This window comes from Streptomyces sp. CB02959, from assembly GCF_002803155.1.
GTDB lineage: Bacteria > Actinomycetota > Actinomycetes > Streptomycetales > Streptomycetaceae > Streptomyces.
This window is the reverse complement of the sequence record NZ_NNBP01000019.1, coordinates 89,542-115,723: the sequence shown is the minus strand read 5'-3', so window position 1 is coordinate 115,723 and position 26,182 is coordinate 89,542. Positions and strand designations below refer to the sequence as shown.

General features: G+C 74.3%; 21 protein-coding genes and 1 tRNA gene. 9 read left to right on the top strand and 13 right to left on the bottom strand.

Translation table 11 applies throughout. The annotated features are described in order from the left end of the window. Positions 1-1,158 carry a 4-hydroxyphenylpyruvate dioxygenase gene (gene hppD, locus CG747_RS28065; protein WP_374701825.1) on the bottom strand — a complete coding sequence of 386 codons (1,158 nt, stop codon included), beginning with the start codon at positions 1,156-1,158 and terminating at the stop codon, positions 1-3. Between the two features lie 129 nt (positions 1,159-1,287). Between hppD and CG747_RS28060 the strand changes: the two genes are divergently transcribed. The 5 genes from CG747_RS28060 (at position 1,288) to CG747_RS28040 (ending at position 5,651) form a co-directional block, all read left to right on the top strand. Then, a complete protein-coding gene (locus tag CG747_RS28060) occupies positions 1,288-1,755 on the top strand; it encodes an Lrp/AsnC family transcriptional regulator (RefSeq protein WP_100604632.1) in 468 nt (155 codons plus the stop codon). A 45-nt stretch (positions 1,756-1,800) separates the two neighbouring features. Further along, positions 1,801-2,448: an ABC transporter permease gene (locus tag CG747_RS28055; RefSeq protein WP_100604631.1), complete on the top strand. Its 648-nt coding sequence runs from the start codon at positions 1,801-1,803 to the stop codon at positions 2,446-2,448. 133 nt (positions 2,449-2,581) lie between these two features. Then, positions 2,582-3,748, top strand: a complete 1,167-nt coding sequence (locus CG747_RS28050) for an ABC transporter ATP-binding protein (protein WP_374701827.1) — start codon at positions 2,582-2,584, stop codon at positions 3,746-3,748. Next, a complete protein-coding gene (locus tag CG747_RS28045; RefSeq protein WP_100604629.1) occupies positions 3,745-4,629 on the top strand; it encodes an ABC transporter permease in 885 nt (294 codons plus the stop codon). The genes CG747_RS28050 and CG747_RS28045 overlap by 4 nt, the downstream gene beginning before the upstream one ends. Further along, on the top strand, positions 4,626-5,651 hold the full coding sequence (locus tag CG747_RS28040) for a glycine betaine ABC transporter substrate-binding protein (RefSeq protein ID WP_100604628.1): 1,026 nt from the start codon (positions 4,626-4,628) through the stop codon (positions 5,649-5,651). The genes CG747_RS28045 and CG747_RS28040 overlap by 4 nt, the downstream gene beginning before the upstream one ends. A 25-nt stretch (positions 5,652-5,676) precedes the next feature. Here CG747_RS28040 and CG747_RS28035 read toward each other — a convergent pair whose 3' ends face one another. The 4 genes from CG747_RS28035 to CG747_RS28015 form a co-directional block, all read right to left on the bottom strand. Continuing rightward, positions 5,677-6,462: a S16 family serine protease gene (locus CG747_RS28035; RefSeq protein WP_100604627.1), complete on the bottom strand. Its 786-nt coding sequence runs from the start codon at positions 6,460-6,462 to the stop codon at positions 5,677-5,679. Positions 6,463-6,590: 128 nt separating this feature from the next. Next, positions 6,591-7,232, bottom strand: coding sequence for an IclR family transcriptional regulator (locus CG747_RS28030; RefSeq protein WP_100604626.1), 642 nt, complete (start codon positions 7,230-7,232; stop codon positions 6,591-6,593). 504 nt (positions 7,233-7,736) lie between these two features. After that, on the bottom strand, positions 7,737-9,533 hold the full coding sequence (locus CG747_RS28020; protein WP_100604624.1) for a DEAD/DEAH box helicase: 1,797 nt from the start codon (positions 9,531-9,533) through the stop codon (positions 7,737-7,739). Between the two features lie 184 nt (positions 9,534-9,717). After that, positions 9,718-11,265 (bottom strand): MFS transporter, encoded by a 1,548-nt coding sequence (locus tag CG747_RS28015; RefSeq protein WP_100604623.1) that lies wholly within the window; start codon positions 11,263-11,265, stop codon positions 9,718-9,720. A gap of 150 nt (positions 11,266-11,415) precedes the next feature. Between CG747_RS28015 and CG747_RS28010 the strand changes: the two genes are divergently transcribed. Together CG747_RS28010 and CG747_RS28005 are read left to right on the top strand one after the other, a co-directional pair. Further along, on the top strand, positions 11,416-12,279 hold the full coding sequence (locus CG747_RS28010; RefSeq protein WP_100604622.1) for an alpha/beta fold hydrolase: 864 nt from the start codon (positions 11,416-11,418) through the stop codon (positions 12,277-12,279). A 123-nt stretch (positions 12,280-12,402) separates the two neighbouring features. Further along, a tRNA-Cys gene (locus CG747_RS28005) sits at positions 12,403-12,474 on the top strand. A gap of 199 nt (positions 12,475-12,673) precedes the next feature. Here the strand turns inward: CG747_RS28005 and CG747_RS28000 are convergent. From CG747_RS28000 to CG747_RS27975, 6 genes are all read right to left on the bottom strand, one after another. Continuing rightward, entirely contained in the window at positions 12,674-15,016 is a 2,343-nt protein-coding gene (locus tag CG747_RS28000; protein ID WP_100604621.1) for a xanthine dehydrogenase family protein molybdopterin-binding subunit, read from the bottom strand. Between the two features lie 100 nt (positions 15,017-15,116). Further along, positions 15,117-17,177 carry a 2Fe-2S iron-sulfur cluster-binding protein gene (locus CG747_RS27995; RefSeq protein WP_100604620.1) on the bottom strand — a complete coding sequence of 687 codons (2,061 nt, stop codon included), beginning with the start codon at positions 17,175-17,177 and terminating at the stop codon, positions 15,117-15,119. After that, complete coding sequence (locus CG747_RS27990; RefSeq protein ID WP_100604619.1) at positions 17,174-18,070, bottom strand: xanthine dehydrogenase family protein subunit M; 897 nt, start codon at positions 18,068-18,070, stop codon at positions 17,174-17,176. The genes CG747_RS27995 and CG747_RS27990 overlap by 4 nt, the downstream gene beginning before the upstream one ends. A 233-nt stretch (positions 18,071-18,303) precedes the next feature. Next, entirely contained in the window at positions 18,304-19,986 is a 1,683-nt protein-coding gene (locus CG747_RS27985; RefSeq protein ID WP_100604618.1) for a beta-N-acetylhexosaminidase, read from the bottom strand. Between the two features lie 163 nt (positions 19,987-20,149). Beyond that, positions 20,150-20,434, bottom strand: coding sequence for a DUF3039 domain-containing protein (locus tag CG747_RS27980; RefSeq protein ID WP_026247947.1), 285 nt, complete (start codon positions 20,432-20,434; stop codon positions 20,150-20,152). Further along, positions 20,421-21,602 (bottom strand): MFS transporter, encoded by a 1,182-nt coding sequence (locus CG747_RS27975; protein WP_100604617.1) that lies wholly within the window; start codon positions 21,600-21,602, stop codon positions 20,421-20,423. The genes CG747_RS27980 and CG747_RS27975 overlap by 14 nt, the downstream gene beginning before the upstream one ends. A 133-nt stretch (positions 21,603-21,735) precedes the next feature. Between CG747_RS27975 and CG747_RS27970 the strand changes: the two genes are divergently transcribed. After that, positions 21,736-22,704, top strand: coding sequence for a LysR family transcriptional regulator (locus tag CG747_RS27970; protein ID WP_100604616.1), 969 nt, complete (start codon positions 21,736-21,738; stop codon positions 22,702-22,704). A gap of 59 nt (positions 22,705-22,763) precedes the next feature. Here CG747_RS27970 and CG747_RS27965 read toward each other — a convergent pair whose 3' ends face one another. Further along, positions 22,764-23,447: a hypothetical protein gene (locus CG747_RS27965; protein ID WP_100604615.1), complete on the bottom strand. Its 684-nt coding sequence runs from the start codon at positions 23,445-23,447 to the stop codon at positions 22,764-22,766. A gap of 233 nt (positions 23,448-23,680) precedes the next feature. Continuing rightward, on the bottom strand, positions 23,681-24,388 hold the full coding sequence (locus CG747_RS27960; protein WP_100604715.1) for a YqgE/AlgH family protein: 708 nt from the start codon (positions 24,386-24,388) through the stop codon (positions 23,681-23,683). Positions 24,389-24,682: 294 nt separating this feature from the next. Between CG747_RS27960 and murA the strand changes: the two genes are divergently transcribed. Beyond that, positions 24,683-26,029 carry a UDP-N-acetylglucosamine 1-carboxyvinyltransferase gene (gene murA / locus CG747_RS27955; protein ID WP_100604614.1) on the top strand — a complete coding sequence of 449 codons (1,347 nt, stop codon included), beginning with the start codon at positions 24,683-24,685 and terminating at the stop codon, positions 26,027-26,029. Positions 26,030-26,182: the final 153 nt, after the last annotated feature.

Genomic DNA, 26,182 nt, shown 5'->3' with positions numbered 1-26,182 from the left:
TCAGAGGTTGCCGCGCCGGTCCTGCTCGCGCTCGATGGCCTCGAAGAGGGCCTTGAAGTTGCCCTTGCCGAAGCCGAGGGAGCCGTGCCGCTCGATCATCTCGAAGAAGACGGTCGGGCGGTCCTGGACCGGCTTGGTGAAGATCTGCAGCAGGTAGCCGTCCTCGTCCCGGTCGGCGAGGATCTTCAGCTCGCGCAGCTCGTCGATCGGGACCCGGGTCTCGCCGACCCACTCGCCGAGGGTGTCGTAGTACGAGCCGGGCACGTCGAGGAACTCCACGCCCGCGGCCCTCATCTGGCGGACCGACGCCACGATGTCGTTGGTGGCCAGCGCGATGTGCTGGACGCCGGGGCCGCCGTAGAACTCCAGGTACTCGTCGATCTGGGACTTCTTCTTGGCGATGGCGGGCTCGTTGAGCGGGAACTTCACCTTCTTGGTGCCGTCCGCGACGACCTTGGACATCAGCGCCGAGTACTCGGTGGCGATGTCGTCGCCGACGAACTCCTTCATGTTGGTGAAGCCCATGACGTTGTTGTAGAAGGCCACCCACTCGTTCATCCTGCCGAGCTCGACGTTGCCGACGCAGTGGTCGATCGCCTGGAAGAAACGTTTCGTCGGAGCGGCGACCAGCGGCTCCGAGGCGACGAAGCCCGGCAGGTACGGCCCGTCGTAACCGGTGCGCTCCACGAGGGTGTGCCGGGTCTGCCCGTAGGTGGCGATGGCGGCCCGGACGACGGTGCCGTGCTCGTCCTTGGTCTCGTAGGGCTCGGTCAGGCCGGTCGCGCCGTGCTCGACGGCGTAGGCGTACGCCGCGCGGGCGTCCGGCACCTCGATGGCCAGGTCGATGACGCCGTCGCCGTGCGCGGCCACGTGGTCGGCGAGGAAGCGGCCCCACTCGGTGGTCGGCTTGACCACGGAGGTGAACACGAACCGGGCGCCGCCGGACTCCAGGACGTAGGAGGCCGTCTCGCGGCTGCCGGTCTCCGGGCCCTGGTAGGCGATCCGCTTCATGCCGAAGGCGGTGGAGTAGTAGTGCGCGGCCTGCTTGGCGTTGCCGACGGCGAAGACGACCGCGTCCATCCCCTTGACCGGGAAGGGGTCCGCCTGCCGGGCCGTGTGCGGGGTGGTGGGCTGGGTGTGCATCGTGGTGTCTGCCATGTCCGCAGAGTCCCGCCGATCCACAAGGTGCGCAATAGTTTGTGCATCCGCTGGGCACTCTGTATAGCAGTCCGCGGGTATCACCGAGCGTTCTGTACATGATGACCATCGAAATCGGAGGGTGCGGCGATGGCGATCGATCATTTGGACGGGGCACTGCTGGAACTGCTCGCCCGGGAGCCGCGGATCGGCGTCCTGGAGGCGTCCCGCCGGCTGGGGGTGGCCCGCGGGACGGTGCAGGCGCGCCTCGACCGGCTTCAGTCGAATGGAGTGATCAGGGGTTTCGGACCGGACGTGGACCCGGCGGCGCTGGGATATCCGGTGACCGCGTTCGCGACCCTGGAGATCAAGCAGGGCCAAGGCAGCGACGTACGGGCCCACTTGGCGGGCGTTCCGGAAGTGCTGGAGCTGCATACAACGACCGGGCACGGGGACATGCTCTGCAGGCTGGTGGCGCGGTCGAACGCCGATCTGCAGCGGGTGATCGACCGGGTCGTGGGCTTTGATGGCATCGTGCGGGCATCCACGGCGATTGTCATGGAAAATCCGGTTCCGCTGCGGATCATCCCGCTGGTGAAGCAGGCCGCGGGCGACTGAACCGCGGCGGGCCGGCCGCAGTGCGACGGACCGAGGAGGCGACGAGTGAGCTTCTGGGAGTACGTCGGCAGCCGGCACACCCAGCTGCTGACGGACACGTACCAGCACGCCAGCGCGGTCTTCCAGTGCATGGTGATCGCGACGGTGCTGGGCGTCGCGATCGGCGTCGCCACCTACCGCAGCGAATGGGCCGGCACGCTCGCCACCATGACCACCGCGACGATCCTGACCATCCCGTCCCTGGCCATGATCGGCCTGCTGATCCCGGTCGTCGGCCTCGGCGTCGCACCGACCGTCGTGGCGCTGACCCTGTACGGGCTGCTGCCGGTGGTCCGCAACGCCATCGTGGGGCTGCGCGGGGTGGACCCGGCCCTGGTCGACGCGGCCAAGGGCATCGGGATGTCGCGCCCGGCCCGGCTCTTCCGGGTCGAACTCCCGCTGGCCTGGCCGCCGATCCTCACCGGCATCCGGGTCGCCACCCAGATGCTGATGGGCATCGCGGCCATCGCCGCCTTCGCCTCGGGCCCCGGCCTCGGCAACGAGATCTTCCGCGGGATCGCCTCGCTGGGCAGCGCCAACGCGCTCAACCAGGTGCTCTCCGGGACGCTCGGGATCGTCGTCCTGGCGCTCCTCTTCGACGCCGCCTACGTCCTGATCGGGCGCCTGACCATCTCCAGGGGGATCCGTGCCTGAGCCGTACCCGAGCGACCCGAGCGCCACGGAGAACGCCGCGCGGCCGGCCGGTTCGGTGGGCGCCGCCATCCGGCTGGAGCACCTGACGAAGGCCTACCCGGGCACCCCCGCCCCGGCGGTGGACGACGTCAGCATGGAGATCAAGGCCGGCGAGACGGTGGTGTTCGTGGGGCCGTCCGGCTGCGGCAAGTCGACCACGCTGAAGATGATCAACCGGCTGATCGAGCCGACGTCGGGGCGGATCCGGATCGGCGACGAGGACGTCACCGCCATCGACCCGGTCCGGCTGCGCCGCAAGGTCGGCTACGCCATCCAGGCGTCCGGGCTCTTCCCGCACATGACGGTGGCGCAGAACATCGCCCTGGTGCCGAGGATGACCGGCTGGTCGAAGGCGCGCACCCGGGACCGGGTGGCCCAGATGCTCGACCTGGTCGGCCTGGACCCGGGCGAGTTCCACGACCGCTACCCCCGGCAGCTCTCCGGCGGCCAGCAGCAGCGGGTCGGGGTGGCCCGCGCGCTCGCCGCCGACCCGCCGGTGCTGCTGATGGACGAGCCGTTCGGCGCCGTCGACCCGATCACCCGCGACCACCTCCAGGACGAGCTCATCCGGCTCCAGCACGAGCTGCACAAGACCATCGTCTTCGTCACCCACGACTTCGACGAGGCGATCAAGCTCGGCGACCGGATCGCGGTGCTCCGCGAACGCTCGCACATCGCCCAGTTCGACACCCCGGAGGCCATCCTCACCAACCCGGCGGACGACTTCGTCTCCGGCTTCGTGGGCGCCGGAGCGGCGCTCAAGCGGCTGAACCTGACCCGGGTGCGGGACGTGGCGGTGGTCGACTTCCCCACCGCGCGGGTCGACGACCCACTCCAGTCGATCTTCGACCTGCTGCGCGACGGCGCCACCAACGAAGTGCTGCTGCTGGACCGCCACCGCCGCCCGTACAAGTGGCTGCGCCGCGGCGACCTCTCGCTCGCCAAACAGTCGCTGGCCCGGGCCGGCACCCTGGTCACCGACACGGTGACCCTGGACGCGACGCTGCGCGACGCCCTGGAGGCGGTGCTGACCGACAGCGCGGGCCGGGTCGCGGTCACCGGCCGGCGCGGCGAGTTCCTCGGTGTGGTCGACATGGAGACGCTGATGAACAACGTCCACGAACTGCTGGAGGCGGACCGCCTGGAGGCCCTGGAGCACCAGCACGAACTCCAGGCGCTGCGCGCCCACCGGACCCAGCTCGCCCAGGAGGGCCTGAACGGCGCGGGCGGGGCCGAGCGCGGCCCGGGAGGCCGGGCGTGACGCCGGGCGCCGGATCGGGCGGCGGGGGCCGCAGACGGCCTCCTGAGGGGCCCGGCGGGGCGGCTCCACCGGACGGCGCGGAGACCGCTGAGCGGGAGGTGGCGTCCGGGACGGCGCCGACCCGCTCCGCCCCGGTGGGCGGGCGCCGGATCAGCTGGCAGAAGTGGACGTTCATGCCGGCGTTCCTGACCGCCGCGCTGCTGGCGACCTGGCTGTGGTTCCGCGGCGCCCGTCTGGACTCCATCGCCCACCAGGCGGTCGACCACGGCAAGGTGTGGCTGGCGCTGCGCCAGCACCTCCAACTGACCGCCGTCTCCACCATCTTCGTGCTGGTGATCGCGATCCCGCTGGGCATCGCGCTGACCCGGCCGCGGCTGCGCCGGGCCACCCCGTTCGCGATGGCCGTCGCCAACCTCGGGCAGGCCGTCCCGGCGCTCGGCCTGCTGGTGCTGCTGGTCATCTGGCTCGGCATCGGCGCCCGTTCGGCGATCGTCGGCATGGTGGTCTACGCCGTCCTGCCGGTGCTGGCCAACACCATCGCCGGGCTGCGCGGCATCGATCCGACGCTGACCGAGGCGGCCCGCGGGATCGGCATGTCCCCGCTGGGCGTGCTGACCAAGGTCGAACTCCCGCTGGCCGTCCCGCTGATCCTGGCCGGGGTGCGCACCGCGCTGGTGCTGAACGTGGGCACCGCGACGCTGGCCACGTTCGGCGGGGGCGGCGGGCTGGGCGACCTCATCTCGGCGGGCATCATCACCCAGCGGATGCCGGTGCTGATCCTGGGCTCGGTGCTGACCGTGGCGCTGGCGCTACTGGTCGAGTGGCTCGCCTCGCTGGCCGAACTGCTGTTGCGGCCGCGCGGATTGGAGGTGGCCACATGAGGGGGCAGAGCGGCCCGAGGGTGCGGAACGGCCCGAGGGTGCGGCGCGGCAGGCTCGCGGCGGTCGGCGCGGCACTGCTGGCGGCCGCGGCGCTCGGCGGCTGCGGGCTGGTCAGCGGCAGCCCGATGACCGACGACGTCGTCCCCGGGACGGTCGGCCGGGGGCTGCCCCTCAAGGGCGCCCAGCTCACCGTCACCTCCAAGGAGTTCACCGAGAACATCATCCTCGGCCAGATCATGGGGCTGGTCTTCAAGGCGGCCGGCGCCACCGTCGTCGACAAGACCAACATCCAGGGCACCATCGGCGCCCGGGAGGCGGTCCGCACCGGCACCGCGGACGGGATGTACGAGTACACCGGCACCGGCTGGATCACTCACCTCGGGCACGTCAAGCCGATCCCGGACCCGCATCAGCAGTGGGTGGCGGTACGCGACGCCGACCTGCGCAACGGCATCGTCTGGCTGCCGCAGTCCCGGCTGAACAACACCTACGCGCTGGCGCTGAACGCCGCCAACGAGCAGAAGTACCGGGTGCGCACCCTCTCCGACGTCGCCGCACTGCTGAAGAAGGACCCCCGCGCGGTCACGCTGTGCGTGGAGAACGAGTTCGCCACCCGCAACGACGGCCTGCCCGGCATGGCGAAGGCGTACGGCATGGACATCCCGCCCGGCAACGTCCGGCGGATGACCGGCGGCGTGGTCTACACCGAGACGGCGAAGGGGACGTCCTGCACCTTCGGCGAGGTCTTCACCACCGACGGCCGGATCAAGGCGATGGGGCTGACCGTCCTCGCCGACGACAAGCGCTTCTTCCCGAACTACAACGCCGCGCCGTCGATCAACGCCGCCGCGCTGCGGAAGTACCCGCAGATCGCCGCCGTCCTCGCCCCGGTCACCGCCGCCCTGGACAACGAGGTCGCCCAGAAGCTCAACGCCGAGGTCGACGTCGAGGGCCGCGATCCGCACGAGGTGGCCAAGTCGTGGCTGCTCCGGGAGGGCTTCATCAGGAAGGGCGGCGGCTAGGGACGACGGGCCCCGGGCCCTCGGCTCAGCCGGTGCAGCTGGGCACCGCACCGCCGGAGTTGAGGGCCTTCAGGGCGTCCACCGCCCCGTCCAGGGAGGTGATCGGGATCAGCCGCATCCCTTGGGGGAGCTCGGCGCGGGCATCCGTGCACTCCTGGCGCGGGACGAGGAAGACCGTCGCGCCGTCGCGGTGCGCGGCCTGGGTCTTGAGCGCCACCCCGCCGACCGCGCCGACCGCGCCGTCGGCGTCGATGGTGCCGGTCCCCGCGATGGTCCGGCCGCCGGTGAGGTCGCGCCCGGCGCCGTCGCCGGCCAGCTTGTCGACGATGCCCAGCGCGAACATCAGGCCGGCGCTGGGCCCGCCGACGTCCGCCAGGCTCAAGGTGACCTTGACGTCCTTGGGGGACTTCCCCAGCCGGCCCAGTGCGGCCCGGGTGGCACTGTCCTGCGACTGCTTCATCTGCTCCGCGTTGTGCTCGGCGATCTCCTCGGTGTTGTTGCCCACCGGGTAGACCGAATCCCGCGGCATGACCGCCTCGTCGGTGCGGAACCACGCCCGGACCACGTCCGGCAGGTGGACGGAGGCGTCCGGGCCGGTGGCGGTGATGGAGGTCATCCGCAGCTGCCCGCTGGTGTCGCGGGTGGGGGGGCCGGCGACGGTGATCACGGGTTTGCCCTTGTCGTCGCCGAGGACGTTGGCGGTGATGCCTGGATAGGCGACCGAGTACGGCAGCGGTGCCAGGGCCGCGGTGACGAGGACGGCGAGGACGAGGGCGGTGCAGACCAGCAGGGCACGGGCGCGTGAGGACACTCCGCCACCCTAAATGACCCCCGCCCCGCCCGCCCCGTGCGGCGCCCTGGCCACACGGCAGCGGCACAGGGTCACCACATGGCGCACGTGATCGCCACGGGCACGCGGACCGGCGGCGGGCCGCCGCGTCAGCGCAGCGCCTCGGCGACCTCCCGGGCCGCGTCCACCACCCGCGGCCCGATCTGCTCCGCGACGGTGTCCGTGAGCATCACCACGCCCACGCTGCCCTCGATGCCGCTGACCCCGAGCAGCGGAGCCGCGGCACCGCTGGCACCGGCCTCCAACTCCCCGTGCGTCAGGGCGAGTCCGGCGTCCTGGAGGCGGCCCTGGCGGGCCTTGAGGATCGCCCGCCCGGCGGCCCCGCGGTCCAGCGGATGGCGGAACCCGGCCCGGTAGGCGACGTGGTAGTCGGTCCAGGTCGGCTCGACCACCGCGACCGCCAGCGCCTCGGTGCCGTCGACGAGGGTGAGGTGGGCGGTGGCGCCGACGTCCTCGGCGAGCGACCGCAGCGCCGGCAGTGCGGCCTCTCTGACCAGGGGGTGGACCTGACGGCCCAGGCGCAGCACGCCCAGTCCGACCCGGGCCCGGCCGCCGGCGTCCCGGCGCACCAGAGCGTGCTGCTCCAGCGTCGCCAGCAGGCGGTAGACCACGGTGCGGTTGACGCCGAGCTTGTGCGAGAGCTCGGTGACGGTCAGCCCGTGATCGGTGTCGGCGAGCAGTTTGAGGACGCGCAGTCCTCGGTCGAGCGTCTGGGAGGTCTCTGCGGTCACGACGCCCCCTCCTGAAGTGAGTGGCGGCGTCCGTGCGCGGCGCACTGCCCGTCCCGGAGCAGCGCGCAGGAGCCGCCGGCCGCTTTGCACCGGCTGCGCTCCGCGGCGGCGCTGCCACGGGGCGTGTGCGTGACCGGGACAGTAGCGAGCCACTCCGGTCAGCGGAAGAGTCCGTCCAGAATCCGGGCTTTCACGCCCGGAATATCCGCTCTCGTCCGCACCGTGGCCCTCTCCGACGGGGGCCAGGTCGCGCCACCGTGACCGGCCCGTGACTTCCGGCCGCGCGCCGCCCGGCGCTGCGCGGCGCGCTCCGCACACCACTTCCGCACGGAACCCGCACCGCGCCTCCCCGACGCGTCCCCCGGACCGACACCGGCCGGACCCGTCACCACTGGCACCATCGGCACCATCGGCACCACTGGCGCCACCGGCACTACTGACACCACTGGCACCACCGGCTCCGGCCCGCCGGGCCGCCGGGCCGGGCCGCGGCCGCGAACGCGCTCAGCGCATCCGCGTGGCCCACTCCCGCACCTTCTTGATGCGTTCGTTGAGCTGCCCGGCCGTCGCCTCCGCGCTCGGCGGGCCGCCGCACGTCCGGCGCAGCTCGGTGTGGATCACCCCGTGCGGTTTGCCGCTCTGGTGGACGTAGGCGCCCACCAGCGTGTTGAGCTGCTTGCGCAGCTCCAGCAGCTCCTTGTGCGTGACCACCGGCCGCCGCTCGGCGGGCATCTCCAGCAGGTCCGCCTCCGCGTCCGGCTTCTTCCGGCTGTGCGCTATCTGCCGCGCCTGCCGCTTCTGGAGCAGCATCTGCACCTGGTCGGGCTCCAGCAGGCCGGGGATGCCGAGGTAGTCCTGCTCCTCCTCGCTGCCGGCGTGCGCCTGCATGCCGAACTCGGCGCCGTCGTAGAGCACCCGGTCGAAGACCGCCTCCGACTCCAGCGCCTCGAACGAGAACTGCTCCTGCTCCCCGGTGTCCTCGTCCTGCTCCTTGTTCGCCTCGTCCATCTCCTTCTCGGACTCGGCGTACGGGTCCTCCTCGCCGTCCTTCTTCGGCTTGTCGAGGACGTGGTCGCGTTCGACCTCCATCTCGTTGGCGAAGCCGAGCAGCGACGGGACGGTGGGGAGGAAGACGGACGCGGTCTCACCGCGCTTGCGGGACCGGACGAAGCGGCCGACCGCCTGCGCGAAGAACAGCGGGGTGGAGATCGTGGTGGCGTACACGCCGACCGCGAGCCGGGGCACGTCGACGCCCTCGGACACCATCCGGACCGCGACCATCCAGCGGTCGTCGGAGTGCGAGAAGTCGTCGATGCGCTGCGAGGCGCCGGAGTCGTCGGAGAGCACGAGCGTCGCGCCCTGCCCGGTGATCTCCCGGATCAGCTTGGCGTACGCGCGGGCCTGCTCCTGGTCGGAGGCGATCACCAGGGCGCCGGCGTCCGGGATGCCCTTGCGGACCTCGCTCAGCCGGCGGTCGGCGGCCCGCAGCACGTTCGGCATCCAGTCGCCGCGCGGGTCCAGCGCGGTGCGCCACGCCTGGGAGACCGCGTCCTTGGTCATCGGCTCGCCCAGCCGCGCCGCGATCTCGTCGCCGGCCTTGGTGCGCCAGCGCATGTTCCCGCTGTAGGAGAGGAAGATGACCGGCCGGACGACGCCGTCGGAGAGCGCGTTCCCGTAGCCGTAGGTGTAGTCGGCCGACGACCGGCGGATCCCGTCGTTGCCCTCCTCGTACGCCACGAACGGGATGGGGTTGGTGTCGGATCGGAAGGGCGTACCGGTCAGCGCCAGCCGCCGGGTCGCCGGCTCGAACGCCTCCAGGCACGCCTCGCCCCACGACTTCGAGTCACCGGCGTGGTGGATCTCGTCGAGGATGACCAGGGTCTTGCGCTGCTCGATCCGGTTGCGGTGCAGCATCGGGCGCACCCCGACACCGGCGTAGGTGATCGCGATGCCGTGGTACTCGCGGCCCAGCGGCCCGGCGCTGTACTCCGGGTCGAGCTTGATCCCGATCCGGGCCGCGGCCTCCGCCCACTGCTTCTTCAGGTGCTCGGTCGGCGCGACGACGGTCACCTGCTGCACGACGTGGTGGTGCAGCAGCCACGAGGCGAGGGTCAGCGCGAACGTCGTCTTGCCGGCGCCGGGCGTGGCCACGGCGAGGAAGTCTCTCGGCTGGGTCTGGATGTACCGGTCCATGGCCGCCTGCTGCCAGGCACGCAGCTTGTTCGCGGTACCCCACGGGGCCCGCCCCGGGAAGGCCGGGGACAGGTGATGGCTGTTGGTGGCGCTGGTGGTAGTAGTCACGGTCTCCGTCGGCTGAAGTCGGCGATCGGCAACCGCGTCAGCCTACCGGTGCCCCGCTTTCCCCCCGACGCGGAACGGCCGCTCCCGCCCGGGGGTGGGAGCGACGTCACACCGCACCGGCTGCCGATGGGGGCGGTGCCCAGTGCCGGGCGTCGCGCGGCAGACGGGAATGCGACGACAGGTGCTAGAGCTCCACCGACGGCCGGGGCCCGTCCACCGCTTTCGGGCGCAGCCGGGCGGCCACCACCGCGCCGACGACCGCCACCACCGCCATCGCCGCGAAGACCGCCAGGAACGCCGCGGGGTGGCTCACCGGGGCGGCGCCGCCGGTGGTGGCCGGCGCGGCACCGCCCGCGGCGATCGAACCGCCGCCGAAGGCCACGAACAGCACCCCGCTGACGCCGACGAAGGTCACATTGCCCAGCGCATCGGACATCTGGAGGGACGAGGAGTTGCTGCCCGCCTCCTCCGGACGGGACAGCTTCAGCAGCAGCACCCCGCCACTGGAGATGTTCAGGCCCATGCCGAAGCCGCCGATCGTCCACGCCGCGGCCACCGTCCAGACCGGCACCGCGTCGATCAGCACCAGCGGCACCAGCAGGATCGCCGTCGCCAGCAGCGCCATGCCCAGGCCCATCAGCCGCTCGCGGTGCGGGTCCAGACGCGGGCGGCTCTGGACGTACGAGCCGAGCGCCCAGGTCAGGCCGCCGCCGGTGAGCGAGAGCCCGGCCAGGGTGGCGGACAGCCCGCGCTGGGTGACCAGCAGCAGCGGGATGAAGCTCTCGGCCGCCACCAGCGACCCGGCGGCCAGACCGCGCATCAGCACCACCGCCGGCAGCCCCCGCGCCGCCCGGAACGTGCCGCGGGGCAGCAGTCGCACGATGGCCGGGGCCAGCAGCGCCAGCCCGACGGCGGCCGGCAGCAGCGCGCCCCGGTCCGGGTGCTGGCCCGCGTACTGCAACAGCGACGCACCCACCGCGACCGCCAGGGCCAGCAGGCAGCGGCGGCTGCCGAGGATGCCCCGAAGGCCGGCGTCCGGGCCCGGGGCGGTGCGCGGCAGCTTGCGCAGCGCCGGCAGCATCACCGCGAGCGGCAGGAGTATCAGCACGGGTATGGAGAGGAACACCCAGCGCCAGCCGAACTGCTCGGTGACCGTCCCGGCGACCAGCGGGCCGACTATCACCGGCACCACCCAGGCCGCCGAGAACGACGCCATGACCGACGGCCGCAGCCGCTCGGGATAGCCGCGGCCGACGACGACGTACAGCGCCACCACGGCCAGGCCGCCGCCCAGGCCCTGGACCCCGCGCCCGGCGACGAACATGCCCATGCCCTGCGCCCCGCCGGCGATCAGCAGCCCCGCGCCGAACGCGGCGATCCCGCTGAACAGCGGCGCCAGCGGTCCGCGCCGGTCGCTCCACACACCGGAGAGCGCCATGGCGAACAGGCTGGCCGTGAAGAAGGCCGAGAAGGCGAAGGCATAGAGCCCGATGCCGTCGAGGGCGTGGGCCGCCACCGGCATGGCGGTGTTCACCGCGCTCGCCTCGAAGGCGATGAGGGAGACGACGGAGATGATGCCGAGGGTCAGGGCGCGGTGCTCCCGTCCGAGGACGCCTCCGGAGCCGTCCGGGGGCGGGGTGGCGGCACGGGCGGCAAGTACGGCGGGTGCGGCGGTACTGCCCGCGGCGGCGGGGGCGGCCGCGTCCGCGGGGCTCGAAGGATCAGCGGTCATCGGGCCAGCGTAAGGGCCGTAGGGTACTTGCGCCCCTGTCCGGAGTCGGGGATTCCCTCCGCCGTCGGTCCTACGCCGCACACCGCTCCCCGGCCCCGCGGCCGCGTCCCGGCCACCGCGCCGCCCCGGACCGTCCGGCAGGCTGTCCACATGCCGTACTTCCGCACCTACGACGACGCCGAGCTGCACTACCGCGTGCTCGGGCCCGCCGACTCCCCGCTGCCGCCCCTGGTGTGCCTGGCCGGCGGCCCCGGGCGGGACGCCGCGTACCTGGGGGATCTGGGCGGCCTGGCCGTACACCGGCAGCTGATCGTCCCGGACAGCCGCGGCACCGGCGCCTCCCCGGCCGCCGCCGATCCCGGCCGATACGCCTTCCCGCGCCTCGCCGAGGACGTCGAGGCGCTCCGCGCCCACCTCGGCCTCGAACGCTTCGCCCTGCTCGGCCACGACGCGGGGGCCACGCTGGCGCAGGCGTACGCGGCGGCCCACCCGGAGCGGCCGACCCGCCTGGTGCTGGTCTGCCCCGGCTCCCGCCTCCAGGACGAACTCCCCGACGACGCACGGGAGATCTTCGCGTCCCGGATGCACGAGGAGTGGTGGCCGCGGGCCGCGGTGGCGGTGCAGGAGCTGACCGAGGCGTCCGACCTGGCGGAGGTCCGCGATCTGCTGCACGCCGCGGCACCGCTGGCCTACGGGCGGTGGGACGAACCGCAGCGGGCCCACGCGGCCACCGAGGGCGCGCAGTTGCGGCCCGTACCGCGGGCGGGCTTCTGGCAGGGCGTGGACGAGCCGACCCGGGAGGCACTGCTGGCGGGGCTGCGGCGGGTCGACTGCCCGGTCCTGGTGGTCACCGGCGACCGGGACGGGGTGGTCGGGATGCGCGCGGGCGAGCTGGTGGCCGCCGCCTTCCCGCACGGCCGGGTGCGTCCGCTGCACCTCGTGGGGCACTACCCCTGGGTGGACGAGCCGGAGCTCTTCCGCCCCCTCGTGGAGGAGTTCCTCCGGGCCTCCTGAGGCCGCCGGACCACCGCCCACCGCCCGTTCGTGAACCGCGTGTTGCAGCCTCGTGGCAGCCCGCCCGCCGCTCTTGTCCGGCCCCCCACCCCGCGGCCTAGAGTCGGGACAGCACCGCACCCCGGCCGTGTGCCCGAGTGGTTCAGGGACTCGCCTGCAAAGCGAGTTACGCGGGTTCGATCCCCGCCACGGCCTCTGTACGCGCAACGCCTCGACAGGCAGCGCGCGAGCGCTTCGGCGCAGCCACCCGAAGGCGGCCCCGACAACCGCGGGGACCGCCTTCAGTCCGGCCCGCACGCCACGGCACCCGCACGCCACGGCGCCCGCGCGACGCCGGCGCGCCCTCGACGCACCGGCACCACCACGGCTTCGCTACGGCATCACCGCGGCATCACTACGGCATCTGCGACGTCTGCACCGGCTGTGCCACCGCCGCCTGCGGCCGGATCGGCAGCCGGCCGATCGGCCGGCCGGTGGCGGCCCGGACCGCCGACGCCACCGCGGCCGGCGAGGTCACGACCGGCACCGCGCTGGCCGCCTTGGCGCCGAACGGCGCGATCACATCGCGCTCCTCGACGAGCTTGACGATCCGGATGTCCGGCGCGTCCAGCGCGGTCGGCAGCGCATAGCCGGTCAGGTCGGGGTGGCGGACCTCGCCGCGGGTGGTGCGGAGGTTCTCCATCAGCGCGGCGCCCAGGCCCTGGGTGACCCCGGCCTCGATCCGGGCCCGCAGCTGGCGCGGGTTGAGCACCCGGCCGACGTCCTGCGCCACGGACATCTCCACCACCCGGACGGTGCCCAGTTCGATGTCCACGTCGGCGACGCAGCGGATGGCGCAGAACGCGAGGCCGACGAACGCATCGCCCTGACCGGTCTCGTCCAGCGGCTCGGTGGGGTGCGGCCGGCACTGGGCGGTGGCCCACAGTTCCTTGCCGTCCAGCGCCTCGGCAACGGTGGTGCTGAGCACCCCGTCGTAGGAGGTGATCTTGCCGTCGGCGATCTGGAGCAGCTCCGTGGACATCCCGAACGTGTGGGCCAGCGGCTGGAGGAGCTGGGTGCGGACCATCTTCGCGGCCCGCTCGACGGCGCCGCCGGAGACCCAGGTGTGCCGGCCGTGGCAGGCCCGACCGGCCGGCGGCTGGTCGGTGTCCACGCCCGCGACGTGCACCTCCTCGACGCCCAGCGTCTCCTGGACGATCTGCCGCGCCAGCGTCGCGAACCCGGAACCGGTCTCCACCGCGGCGCAGATGACGGTGGCGACCGAGCCGCTGACCTTCACGGTCGCGGTGGACACCTCGTCGGCGCCCTCCGCGCCCAGCATGTGCACCATGCCCAGCGCGTAGCCGACCCCGCGCCGGACCGCGCCCGGCTCGCCCGCGCCCTCGGTGCCGCCCGGCAGCAGCCACTCCGCCTCGGGGGTGTCCTTGGGCAGCTCGGGCAGCGGCGCCTCGGTGACGGCGCGCAGGAGTTCGGCGACCGGGGCGGGGCAGGTGACGGTCTGCCCGGTGGGCAGCAGGTCGCCGGTGGCCATGACGTTGCGGCGGCGGATCTCGTCCGGCTCCAGGCCCAACTGGGCGGCGAGCTTGTCCATCTGGCCCTCGTAGGCGGCGCAGACCTGGAGCGCGCCCTCGCCGCGCATGTGCCCGGACGGCGGGTTGTTGGTGCGGACCGCCCAGCCCTCGACGACGGCGTGCGGGACGACGTACGGGCCGCAGGAGAACGAGACCGCGGCGGCCAGCGCCTCGGCGGAGGTGTCCGCGTAGGCCCCGGCGTCCATCAGGATCTGCGCCTCCACCTTCACCAGCTTGCCGTCGCCGTCCGCGTGGTGGCGGTAGCGCAGCAGCGTGGGGTGGCGGTGGGCGTGCGTGAGGAAGGACTCCTCCCGGGTGGCGGCCAGCTTCACCGGGCATCCCGTACGGAGCGCCAGCAGGCCCAGGGACAACTGGATGCCGGGGTCCTCGCGGTCGGCGGTGGCACCGGGCACGCCGGTCACCACGACCTTGACCTGCTCGGGCTGCAGGCCGAAGGAGGCGGCGGCCAGATCGCGGTCGGCGTGCGGGTCGGTGGAGGCGGTGTAGATCTCCACCCCGCCGTCCGGGCGCGGCACCGCGAGACCGGCCTCGGCCCCGATGGGCGCCGGGTCCTGGCGGCCGATCCGGTAGAAGCCCTCGACCATCACCTCGCCGACCGCCTCGGCGTCGCCGAAGCGGAGCGGGATGTGCCGGATGAGGTTGCCGTCGGGGTGCAACGGCTCGGCCTCGAAGGCGAGTTGGGGATCGGTGACGGCCTCCAGGACCTCGTACTCGACCACGATGGCGGCGGCGGCCAGCCGGGCCGTGTCCGGGTGGTCGGCGGCCACCGCGGCGATCGGCTCACCGTGGTAGCGGACCTCGTCCCTGGCGAACACCGGGCGGTCGGCGATGCCCCGGCCGTGCCCCTTGTCGCCGGGCACGTCCTCGTGCGTGACGACGGCGCGCACGCCCGGCATCTCCGTGGCGTGCCGGGTGTCCACGGACCGGATCCGGGCCCGGGGGTGCGGGGACCGCAGCACCGCCGCCCACAGCAGGCCCTCGGCCCACAGGTCGGCGGCGTACGGGAAGGTGCCCTCGGCCTTGGCCGCCGCGTCGGCGGGCGTCAGGGAGACGCCCAGCCCGTGCGGCGGCGGTTCGGCGGGGATCTGGACGCCCGCGGGGGGCGTCGCGGTGACGGCTCCGGCGCCGTCGGTCGTACCGCTCATGCCGAGTCCTCGCTCCGCTCGCCCGCGCATCCGCCGGGCGCGCACCTCTTGACGAATCTCCCCCAGCCGTCGGCCGCGGGTACCCCCACGCTGCGCTCGCTCATCCGGCGCCCCCCGGCTGCGGATCCTGGTGGTGCGGTGCCCCGTCCATCGGGTCGGCGGGACCCGCCTGGTGGGGGATGCGGGCGGCTTCGGCCGGCGCCGGCTCGGCGACGGCCGACTCGGCGGCCTCGGCACGGGACTTCACGACCTCGGCGACGGCGTCCAGGACACCGCGGTACCCCGAGCAGCGGCACAGGTTGCCGCAGAGCGCCTTGCGGGTCTCCAGCTCCGTGGGGGCGTGATTGCCCTCCAGGAGGTCGTGCACGGTCATCGCCATGCCCGGTACGCAGAAGCCGCACTGGACCGCCCCGGAGGCGGCGAGCGCCTGCTGGACGTCGGAGGGCACGCCGTGCTGCGCCAGCCCCTCGACGGTGCGGACCTCGCTGCCGGCCGCGGTGGCGGCGGGCACCAGGCAGGAGGCGACCAGCCGCCCGTCCACCTGGACCGAGCAGGCCCCGCACTCCCCTTGGGAGCAGCCGTCCTTGGCCCCGGCCAGGCCGAGCCGTTCGCGCAGCACGTACAGCAGCGACTCGCCGATCCAGGCGTCGGTGACGGGCCGGTCGGCGCCGTTGACGCGCAGCAGGTAGGAGGCGGAGGGGTGTTCGTCGTGGCTGTCGAGGACGGCCTCGGCGGCGTCCGGCGCGGCAGCGACGTCGGGGGCGGCGGGGGCCGCCTCGGGCGCGGGGTGCGCCGCGGCCTCCTCGACGACGTGGGCGGCCGGTCCGGCGGGCGCGGCGGCCTCGGCGGGGGCCGGCTCGACGGGCGCGGCGGGGGCCGCGGCGGGCTCCGCCGGGAGGTCGGCCGGGGCATCCGGGGCGGGCGCCTCCGGAGCGCCGGGCAGCGGATCCGCCGCCACCGGGGCGGCGGCCACGGCCTCGGCAGGGACCTCGGGGTGCGCCACGGGCGTCGCGGGCCCGGCGGGGGCGTACTCCTCGACCGGCGCGCCGGGTGCGGCACCGGGGCCGGCGACCACGCCGTGGCCGTCACCGAGGACGAACTGCCCCGTGGTGTCGAGCTGTTCGCCCTCCACCACCGGGACCGACCACCCTTCGGCGCCTCCCGGGGCGGGCACCTCGGCGGCGGCCTCCTGGCCGGCTGCGGAGTCCTGGACCGCGGCGGCGCCGTGTCCCGCGGGCGCTTCCTGGCCCGCGACGACATCCTGGCCCGCGGCCGCGTGGGCCTGCTCCTGCGGGGACGGGTGCGCGGCCGGCGGCCACTGGGCCAGCGCGTCGGCGGGCAGCGACCAGTGGCCGGTCGCACCCGCCGCGCCCGGCGCGTACGGGTCGGCGGCGGGCGCCGGGAACGGCTCCCCCGCGGCGCCGCCCTCACCGGCGCCGACGGCACCGCCCGCGTCGACGGTCCCGGCGGTCCCGCTCGTGGCGTTGAGCCCGGCGGTGAAGTTCCAGTGGCCGGTGGCACCGGCCTCCCCGGGGGCGGACGCGCCGGCGCCGCCGTCGTACGGCGCGCCGGGGTAGCCGCCGTCCTGGTAGGACGCGGCGCCGCCGTGCCCGGTCAGCCGGTCGTCGCCGACCAGGTACTCACCGGACTCCTCCAGGGTGTCATCGACCGCGGGGACGGTCCAGGCGCCACCGGCCGCCTCCGGGCTGCCGGCGACCGGCCAGTGCACCTGGTCGCCGCCCCACGCCTGGGCGCCCTCGGGCACGTTGGCCTGATAGCCCGCGGACGGGTCCTGGTGCGGTGCGTGCCCCTGCTGTGCCGCCGGGGCGTAGCCCGCCGCGGGGTCGGCGTAGCCGGCCGACGGGTCGGCGAACGGCATCGTCCACTGCCCGGTGGCCGCCGGGTCGGTGCCGGGGCCCGGCACCGGGGGCGCGGCGGGGTGCGCGGGGAACGAGGCGGGCGGGGTGTAGCCGTGGCCGGGGGCGGCCAGCGGCTCCGTGCCCGGAGTGCCGTAACCGGCCCCGTACGCCCCGGTGGTGAAGCCTTCCGGGAGCTGGACGAAGGCGGTCGCCTCCGACTCGTACTCGCCGCCCGGCGGCAGCGGCTGCCACCCCTGCTCGGGGTGCGGCTGCTGCGGGTGACGGTGGTCTGCGTTGCTCACGAGAGCGCCCTCCCAAGTGCGCGGCGGGCCAGGGCTGCCACCGTACGGCGCAGGTGCAGCGCGGCCGGCGGCAGGGTCTCCGGTTCGGAGCCGTCCTGCGGCGGCGCCGGGTCGGGGATGCAGGCGGCGGCCACGTAGTCGCCGAAGGCGGCCAGCGCCTCGGGGACCAGGCCGCGTTCGCCGTCCCAGTCGATGAGCGAGGCCACCCACTGCTCGGCCTCCAGCGGGCGCAGCGGCATGGCCGCGACCGCGCCGACCGCGCAGCGCACCGAGCGCCGGGCCGGGTCCAGGACGAGCGCGACGGAGGCGGTGGCGCGGCCGGGGCCGGTGCGCCCGGTGGCCTTGAGGAAGGTCTGCGGGGCGTGCAGCAGCGGCACCCGTACGAAGCCGACGAGTTCACCGGGGCTCAGCATCTCGCGGCCGGTGAGCAGGTGGCTGACCGGGATCTCGCGGCGGGCGCCCCCGGGGCCGGCGATGACCAGCGTGGCCTCCAGGGCGGCGAGCACCGGGAGGGTGTCGCCCGTGGGGGCGCAGCTGACGATGTTGCCGCCCAGGGTCCCGGCGTTGCGGATCTGCGGCGGGCCGGCCGCGCGGGCCGCGGCGGCCAGGCCCGGGATCAGGGCGGCGAAGTCGGGGCGCCCCATCCGGGCGAGGGTGAGGCCGGCGCCGAGCAGCGCATGGCCGTCCAGGTACTGCCAGCCGCGGATCTCGCTGATCCGGCCGAGGCCCACCAGGCCCGCGGGTCTGAGGAGTCCGGCGTTGACCGCCGCCATGAGGTCCGTGCCGCCCGCGACGGGCACGGCGGCGGGCATGGCGGTCAGTGCCGCCACCGCCTCGTCGAGCGAGGCCGGCAACGTCACCGATTGCGACGCCTGCGGTGCGTGCGTGGTCAACCCAGCTGCCCCTTCCCCGGTGTCCCGGCAGTTCCGCTCCGCCGTACGGTACGTGCTCACAGCCCGGACGTGGCAACTCTGGCACATCTTCGCGGGCCCGGTACGCGCGAGGGTCCGCGAAGCGGTGTTCCGTCCTCGAACAGGGCGCTGGTCCGGTTTCGTCCGCCGGTTCCGGTCACCGGGCACCACCGTTCCAGGGTCCGGCCGGACGGGCGCCCCCCTTGCACGGCGGCTCACACGTTTGGGGGCGCCCCGTCGAAGGGGCGTCCGAGGATGCCGGGGCGTTTCTGCCAGGGGTGCGGGCCGCCGGGCGGGCGGTAGCCGACGCCGAGGGCGTCGAGGCGGGCGTAGTGGTGGGTCATCCGGCGGGTGAAGTCCTGGTAGTCGCGGGCCGGCGGGGCGGGCAGCCGGGACCAGGCGACCTCGGCGAGCGCGGCCAGCCGCGGGAAGACCTGGTAGTCGAGGCGCTGCTGACTGTCCATCCCCTCGGTCCAGGTGTTGGCCTGGGTGCCGAGGACCCGTTCGGCCTGTTCGTCCGTCAGGTCCGGCGGCACCGGCTCGAAGCGGTAGACGTCCTCCAGGGTCCGCACGTAGCCGATCGGCACCGGCTCGTCGGGGGAGGCGTGCTGACGGTGGTCCAGATACACCTGCTGCTCGGGGCACATGACGACGTCGTGGCCGGCCTTGGCGGCGGCGATGCCGCCCGCGTACCCGCGCCAGGAGGAGACCGCCGCCCCCTCGGCCAGGCCCCCTTCGAGGATCTCGTCCCAGCCGACGAGCCGCCGGCCGCGGTCGGTGAGCCAGCGGTCGAAGTGGCGGATGAACCAGCTCTGCAGGCCGTCCTCGCCGTCCAGGGACAGGGCGGCGATCCGGGCCTGGGCGGTGGGCGACGCCCGCCACTGGTCCTTGGGGCACTCGTCGCCGCCGAGGTGCACGAACCGCGACGGGAAGAGCCCGAGCACCTCCTCCAGCACGTTTTCGTAGAAGCGCAGGGTGTTGTCGGTGGGCGCCAGTACGTTGGGATTGACGCCCCAGGTGTCCCAGACCTTCAGGGAGGTGGTGTCGATGACGTCGGTGTTGCCGAGCTCCGGGTACGCCGCGATGGCGGCCTGCGAGTGCCCGGGGACATCGATCTCGGGGACGACGGTGATCTGCCGCTCGGCGGCGTAGGCGACGATCTCGCGGAGGTCGTCCTGGGTGTAGTAGCCGCCGTGCGGGCGCGGGTCCCACAGCGGCGAGTCGCGGTGGCCGAGTCTGCTGCGCTCGCGCCAGGCGCCGGTCGCGGTCAGCTCCGGGTAGCGGAGGATCTCGATCCGCCAGCCCTGGTCGTCGGTGAGGTGGAAGTGCAGGACGTTCAGCTTGTGGGCGGCCATCAGGTCGAGGTAGCGCAGCACCCCCTCCTTGGGCAGGAAGTGCCGGGCGACGTCCAGCATCAGGCCGCGCCAGGCGAAGCGGGGGGCGTCCTCGATGGTCTGCTCCGGCAGACCGGGGGTGTGCGCGGGGTCGAGGGGCGCGCGCCGGAAGGCGGCGGGGCCGAGGAGCTGACGGAGCGTCTGCGCGCCCCAGAAGACGCCGGCCGGGCCGCCGCCGGTGAGGCGCACGCCCCAGCGGGCGTCGGCGTCGAGCCGGTAGCCCTCCGCCGGGAGGGCCGGGTCGAGGGCGAGCGCCAGGGCGTCCGGGGCCTCGGCGGAGCCGGGCGGCAGCGGCAGCGCGAAGGCGGCGCCGAGGGTGGCGCGCAGCCAGCGGGCGGTGGCCTCGGTGCCTGGGGCGGCGGCCAGCGCGGTCTGCGTGCCGAGCCGTACGGTCCGCGGGCGGGCCCCGGCGTCGCCCGGGTCGTGGCTCAGGTCGTGGCTCAGGTCGTGGCTCAGCGGCGCCGGGATCAGACCCGTGTGGGCAGCGGTCTCCAGATCTGTCACGACGTCAGTCTTCACCGCGCCGCCGCGGAGGGAAACCCGCGGCGGGCGGCGCGGGCACGGCGACGGGCCCGGGCCCCTGAGGGGGCGCGGGCCCGTGCGGACCATGGGCGCGGAGCGGTGCGCCGGGGCGCCGCGCCCGAGGGGCGGGCGCCGCGGCCGGCGGTTACTTCTTGCCGCCGTCCTTGTCCTTGTCGCCACCGGCGCCCATGGACTCGAAGATCTCCTTGCACAGCGGGCAGACCGGGTACTTCTTCGGGTCGCGACCCGGGACCCAGACCTTGCCGCAGAGCGCCACGACGGGCGTGCCGTCGAGCGCGCTCGCCATGATCTTGTCCTTCTGGACGTAGTGGGCGAAGCGCTCGTGGTCGCCGTCGCCGTGCGACACCTGCGGTGTCGGCTCTACGAGGGTCCCCGTACCTGCCCCGCGCTCGGGCTCAAGAGTGCTCATAACTGCCAAGGGTACTCACGCGCGGCGCGGGTCGGGAGCGTCGGCCCGCCCCCAGGTGCACCACCAGTGCCAGGGCCGCCACACCGGCCGCCGCCCAGGGCAGCGCGGCCGGCGGCAGCCCCGCGGCCAGGGCCAGCCCGCCGAGCGCCGAGCCGACGGCGCTGCCCAGGTAGAGCGCCGAGTTGTTCAGCGCGAGGACGACGGTGCCGCGCCGCGCGCCGGCCTGAAGCAGCCGGTGCTGCTGCGGCACCTGGAACGCCCAGCCGGCCGCGCCCCAGGCCAGCAGGGCGACCACCGCACCGGGCAGCGCCACCGCCGCCAGGGTCGGCAGCAGGGCCTCGGCCGCGGCGACCACCAGCAGGATCACGCCGGCCAGCATCCGCACCCGCCCGGTCCGGTCCACCAGCGGCCCGGACAGCACGCTCCCCAGCACTCCGCCGGCGCCCCAGGCCCACAGGTACGGGGCGACCTCGTGGACGCCGCCGGCCGCGGCCAGCACCGGCGCGAGGTAGGTGTAGAGGCCGAGGCTGGCCACCGCGGCGAGGAAGGACACCGCGACCACCGGCGCCACCGCCCGGTCGGCGATGGCCGTCAGCCGGGCCCGCACCGGGACGGCGGGCCCCGCGGGCACCTGCGGCAGCAGCACCGCCAGCCCGCCGAGCGCGGCCGCGCCCAGCGCGGTGACCAGCCAGAGCGTGGCCCGCCACCCGGCGTGCTCGGCGAGCAGCACACCGATCGGCACGCCGAGCACGGTGCCCGCGCTCATCCCGCCCATCACCAGTGCCAGCGCCCGGCCGCGCCGCTCCTCGGGGACCAGTGCGGCGGCGGCCGCGGTGGACAGCGCGGAGTAGACCCCGGCGCCGGCCCCGGCGACGATCCGGGCGGCGAGCAGCGTTCCCAGCGACGGGGCCAGCGCGGTCAGGCCGTTGCCGAGGGTGAAGACGGCCAGCGCGGCCAGGATCAGCAGCCGGGGCCGCACCCCGGAGAGCAGTCCGGCGACCAGCGGCGCGGAGATCGCGTAGGCGAGCGTGAAGACGGTCACGAGTTGGCCGGCGAGGGACACCCGAGTGCCGACGTCCGCCGCGAGGACCGGCAGCAGCCCCGCCATCACATACGCGTCCAGGCCGAGGGTGAACGCCCCCAGCGTCAGCAGCCAGACCTTGCGCACCGCACTCAACTCCCCTGGTGGTCCAGGGGGACCGGGGGCCTTCCCCGGCCCCGGGAGGACCATCGCGGGGAAACGTAGGCAGTCTCCGGATGGCCGGGGAAATGCCCGTACGGAGCACTTATGCTGGGGCGGCATGAATGGTGTCCGCAGTAACCAGGACGACGCCGACGCCACGGCGGGGCCCGCCCCCGACGACGGCCACGACCTCGCTCCGGACGACGCCGACCAGCTCGCCGACCCGGCCCTCGACGGCGTCGAACTACGCCATCTGCGGGGCTTCCTCGCCGTCGCGGAGGAGCGCAGCTTCACGCACGCCGCGGACCGCCTGCGGATCGGCCAGCCCGCGCTGACCCGCGCCGTCCGCGCCCTGGAGGCCACGCTCGGCGTCCGGCTGCTGGACCGGACCACCCGCCGGGTCGCCCTCACCGACGCCGGCCGCCGCCTCTACGCCGACCTCGCCCCGCTGCTCCCCCGGCTCGCCGCCGCACTGCGCTCCCCCGCCGGGCCGGGGTTGCTGCGCCTGGGCTTCACCTCACTGCTGCCGGCCGCCTGCGGCACGCTGGTCACGGAGTTCAAGGCGGCGACCGGCGCCAAGGTCCGGCTCGTCCGCCGGGACACCCCGCTGGCCGGGCTGGAGACCGGGGAGTCGGACGTGGTGGTGCTCCGGGGCGAGGTGCCGCGGGACGCCGGACTGCGCACCGCGCTCCTCTTCCGGGAGCCGCGGGTCGCCGCCGTGCCGCGCGCCGCCGCTCCGGGGAGCCTGGCCCGCCGGCGGGTGCTGGACTGGGCCGAGCTGGCGGAGCTGCCGCTGGTGGTCAACACCGTCACCGGCACCACCCGGCCCGAGCTGTGGCCCGCCGACCGGCGCCCCCGACTCGCCTGCACCGCGGGCAACTTCGACGAGTGGCTGGAGGCGGTCGCGGCCGGGCACGGGGTCGGGGTGGCCCCGGAGGGGGTGGCCGAACGGCATCCGCACCCCCGGATCCGCTACGTCCGGCTGAAGAACGCCCCGCCGGTGCCGGTGCGCCTGGCCCTGCCGGCCCGCGACGCCGATCCGCTGGCCGAGCGCTTCTTCGCCCTGGGCGGGCAGCACCGCCGCTGACGCCCTCAGCGGCCGGCCGGTGCGCCGGCGCGAACCCACCGGCGCGCGCCGGAGCGGCGCTACGACGCGACCGCCGGCACCCCGCCCCGGTCCCCGACCGTCAGCCCCAGCTCCGCGGCGAACGCCAGCGCGGCCTCCGGGCGGACCTCGTACCAGCAGTCCGGGCCGCAGACCGCGTCCAGCAGCGCGGAGACGTCCGCCGCGCCGACCGTGCGGGCCTCGGCGGCCGCGATGAACGCACGGACCGTCGCCGCCGGCTGGACGTCGGTCTCCGTGAGGGCCACCAGGTGCTCGGTGATCTCCTCCACCGCCGCGTCGCCGGGCGCCGCCCAGCCCATCGCCATCTCCAGGCCGTCGTCCGGCATCGCCGCGGGGTACGGGGCGCGGGCCCAGGCGCCGTCCTCGTACCAGTAGGCGAAGCCGAGGAGGTTGCCCTGGGCGTCGTCCCGCAGCTGCTCCCAGGGCAGCCAGGCGGGGCCGCCGGCCAGGAAGTCGATCTGCCGGTCGCCGCTGTGGGTGTAGCTCCCGTCGGAGTCCTGGCCGCAGAGCAGGGCGCGGCCGCCGTCGTACAGCTTCAGCCGCCACCAGTACGAGCCGCCGCAGTTCCAGCAGTGCAGGCCGTCCGGCCCCCAGGAGTACTCGTCCCCGTCGTTCATGGCGGCGGCCACCACCGCCAGGGTCGCGGCCCGCGCCCACACCTGCTCCGGATGGTCCAGGTCCTCGGGCACGCTCGGCCTGTGCATGGTGCTCTCCCCCGTCCGTTCGGCGCGGTCGCGAGCTCCCCTGCTCGCACGAGGCTCAAGGGCTCGGGGACGCGGCCGCGCAGCGTTCTTGCCACACCGAACGATAGCGACGGGGTCCGACAATTCCCCATGACGAAGCCGTCACAAAGTGCCCCGTCGAGCGCCCGGGCGCACCACCCGGCGCACGGGGTCCGGCACGCGCTGCGCGGCGGCGCCCGCAGTGGTCCGGCGGCTCAGTTCAGCGACGGGTCGTCGGGGTACGTCGCCACCATCGCCAGCTCGTTGCGCTGCCGGCGCAGCACGGCCCGCCACAGCTGCTCCGGATCGGGCGAGGAGACGTCGCCGGGCTCGGACTCGACGACGTACCAGGCCCCCTCCACCAGCTCTTCCTCCAGTTGGCCGGGTCCCCAGCCGGCGTACCCGGCGAAGATCCGCAGGCTGCCGAGGACCGCGGCGAGGAGCTCCGGCGGGGCCTCCAGGTCCACCAGGCCGATCGCGCCGTGCACCCGGCGCCAGCCCAGCGGCTCGTCCCCCGGCCCGGCGCCGTCCGCCGTGTCGGTGGCCCGGGGGTCCTCCCGGCTCGTGGAGCCCGGGGGAGCGCCGGCCGCCCCGCCGACCGCGCCACCCGTACGGGTGCCGGCGCCGGCCCCCGGGGAGGGGGCGCCCTCGCCGGACGGCCCGCCGGGCACCACGGCCACGCCGAGCGCCGAGTCCAGCGAGACCGGGCCGCCCTGGAAGACCACCCCGGGCTCCCCGGCCAGCTCGGCCCAGGGTGCGAGGATGTCGGCGACGCCGACCGGTGTGGGACGGTTCAGGACCACGCCGAGGGACCCCTCCTCGTCGTGGTCGAGGAGGAGCACCACCGCGCGGTCGAAGTTCGGGTCGGCGAGCGCGGGTGTGGCGACGAGCAGCCGCCCTGTGAGCGAGGACACCTCGGTCATGGCCACATGATCCCGCACTTCCGGCCGGAAGGGGGAGTCAACGCCCGGACCCGCTGGGAGAGCAGGGCGGGCGTACGGCGGCAGGCCCCGGCGCACGCGCTTCGCCCGGGATGACCCATTCGCGACATTTGGCATGTTGCGCGCAAAAGGTGATTACGAATCAAAGGCGGACCGTAGCGGAGCGTGTTGTGACAAAGCCATTACATGGCTGGACCAGGCGCATCGCCACGGACCCCCCCTCGGTCGCCCTTACCATTTCTCCTGGCCCTGACCGACTCCTGGAACGCGAGATCCATGACCGTCTCTACTGACGACGTACTGCTTGTCCACGGCGGCACCCCGCTCGAGGGCGAGATCCGGGTTCGTGGTGCGAAGAACCTTGTGCCCAAGGCCATGGTCGCCGCCCTGCTGGGCAGCGGTCCGAGCCGGCTGCGCAACGTTCCCGACATCCGGGACGTCCGCGTGGTGCGTGGGCTGCTCCAGTTGCACGGCGTCACGGTGCGCCCGGGTGACGAGGCCGGCGAGCTGGTCCTCGACCCGTCGCACGTGGAGAGCGCCAACGTCGCGGACATCGACGCGCACGCCGGCTCCTCGCGGATCCCGATCCTGTTCTGCGGCCCGCTGCTGCACCGCCTGGGCCACGCCTTCATCCCGGGCCTGGGCGGCTGCGACATCGGCGGCCGGCCGGTCGATTTCCACTTCGACGTCCTGCGCCAGTTCGGCGCCAAGATCGAGAAGCGCGACGACGGGCAGTACCTGGAGGCCCCGCAGCGGCTGCGCGGCTGCAAGATCCGGCTGCCCTACCCCTCTGTCGGCTCGACCGAGCAGGTGCTGCTGACGGCCGTCCTGGCCGAGGGCGTCACCGAGCTGTCGAACGCCGCCGTGGAGCCGGAGATCGAGGACCTGATCTGCGTGCTCCAGAAAATGGGCGCGATCATCTCCATGGACACCGACCGGACGATCCGGATCACCGGTGTCGACAAGCTCGACGGCTACACCCACCGCGCCCTCCCGGACCGCCTGGAGGCCGCCTCCTGGGCGTCCGCGGCACTGGCCACCGAGGGCAACATCTACGTCCGCGGCGCCCACCAGCGCTCGATGATGACGTTCCTGAACACCTTCCGTAAGGTCGGCGGCGCCTTCGAGATCGACGACGAGGGCATCCGCTTCTGGCACCCGGGCGGCTCGCTCAACGCCATCGCCCTGGAGACCGACGTCCACCCCGGTTTCCAGACCGACTGGCAGCAGCCCCTGGTGGTCGCCCTGACCCAGGCGTCCGGCCTGTCGATCGTCCACGAGACGGTCTACGAGTCCCGGCTGGGCTTCACCGAGGCGCTCAACCAGATGGGCGCGCACATCCAGCTCTACCGCGAGTGCCTGGGCGGCTCCGCCTGCCGCTTCGGCCAGCGCAACTTCCTGCACTCCGCGGTCGTCTCCGGCCCCACCAAGCTGCAGGGCGCCGACCTGGTCATCCCCGACCTGCGCGGCGGCTTCTCGTACCTGATCGCGGCGCTGGCGGCGCAGGGCACCTCCCGGGTGCACGGCATCGACCTGATCAACCGCGGCTACGAGAACTTCATGGAGAAGCTCGTGGAACTGGGCGCGAAGGTGGAGCTGCCGAACGGCTCCCTGCAGGGCTGACACCCGCCCGCCCGAGGCTCCGGGCCCCCGAGGCCACGAAGGCGCCGTACGGTCGCGAATGCGACGACCGTGCGGCGCCTTCGCGCTGTCCCGCCGGGCGGGCCGCCAGGGGGCCGACGGGGCGGCGACGAGCGCACACGGGCCCCGGAGTCG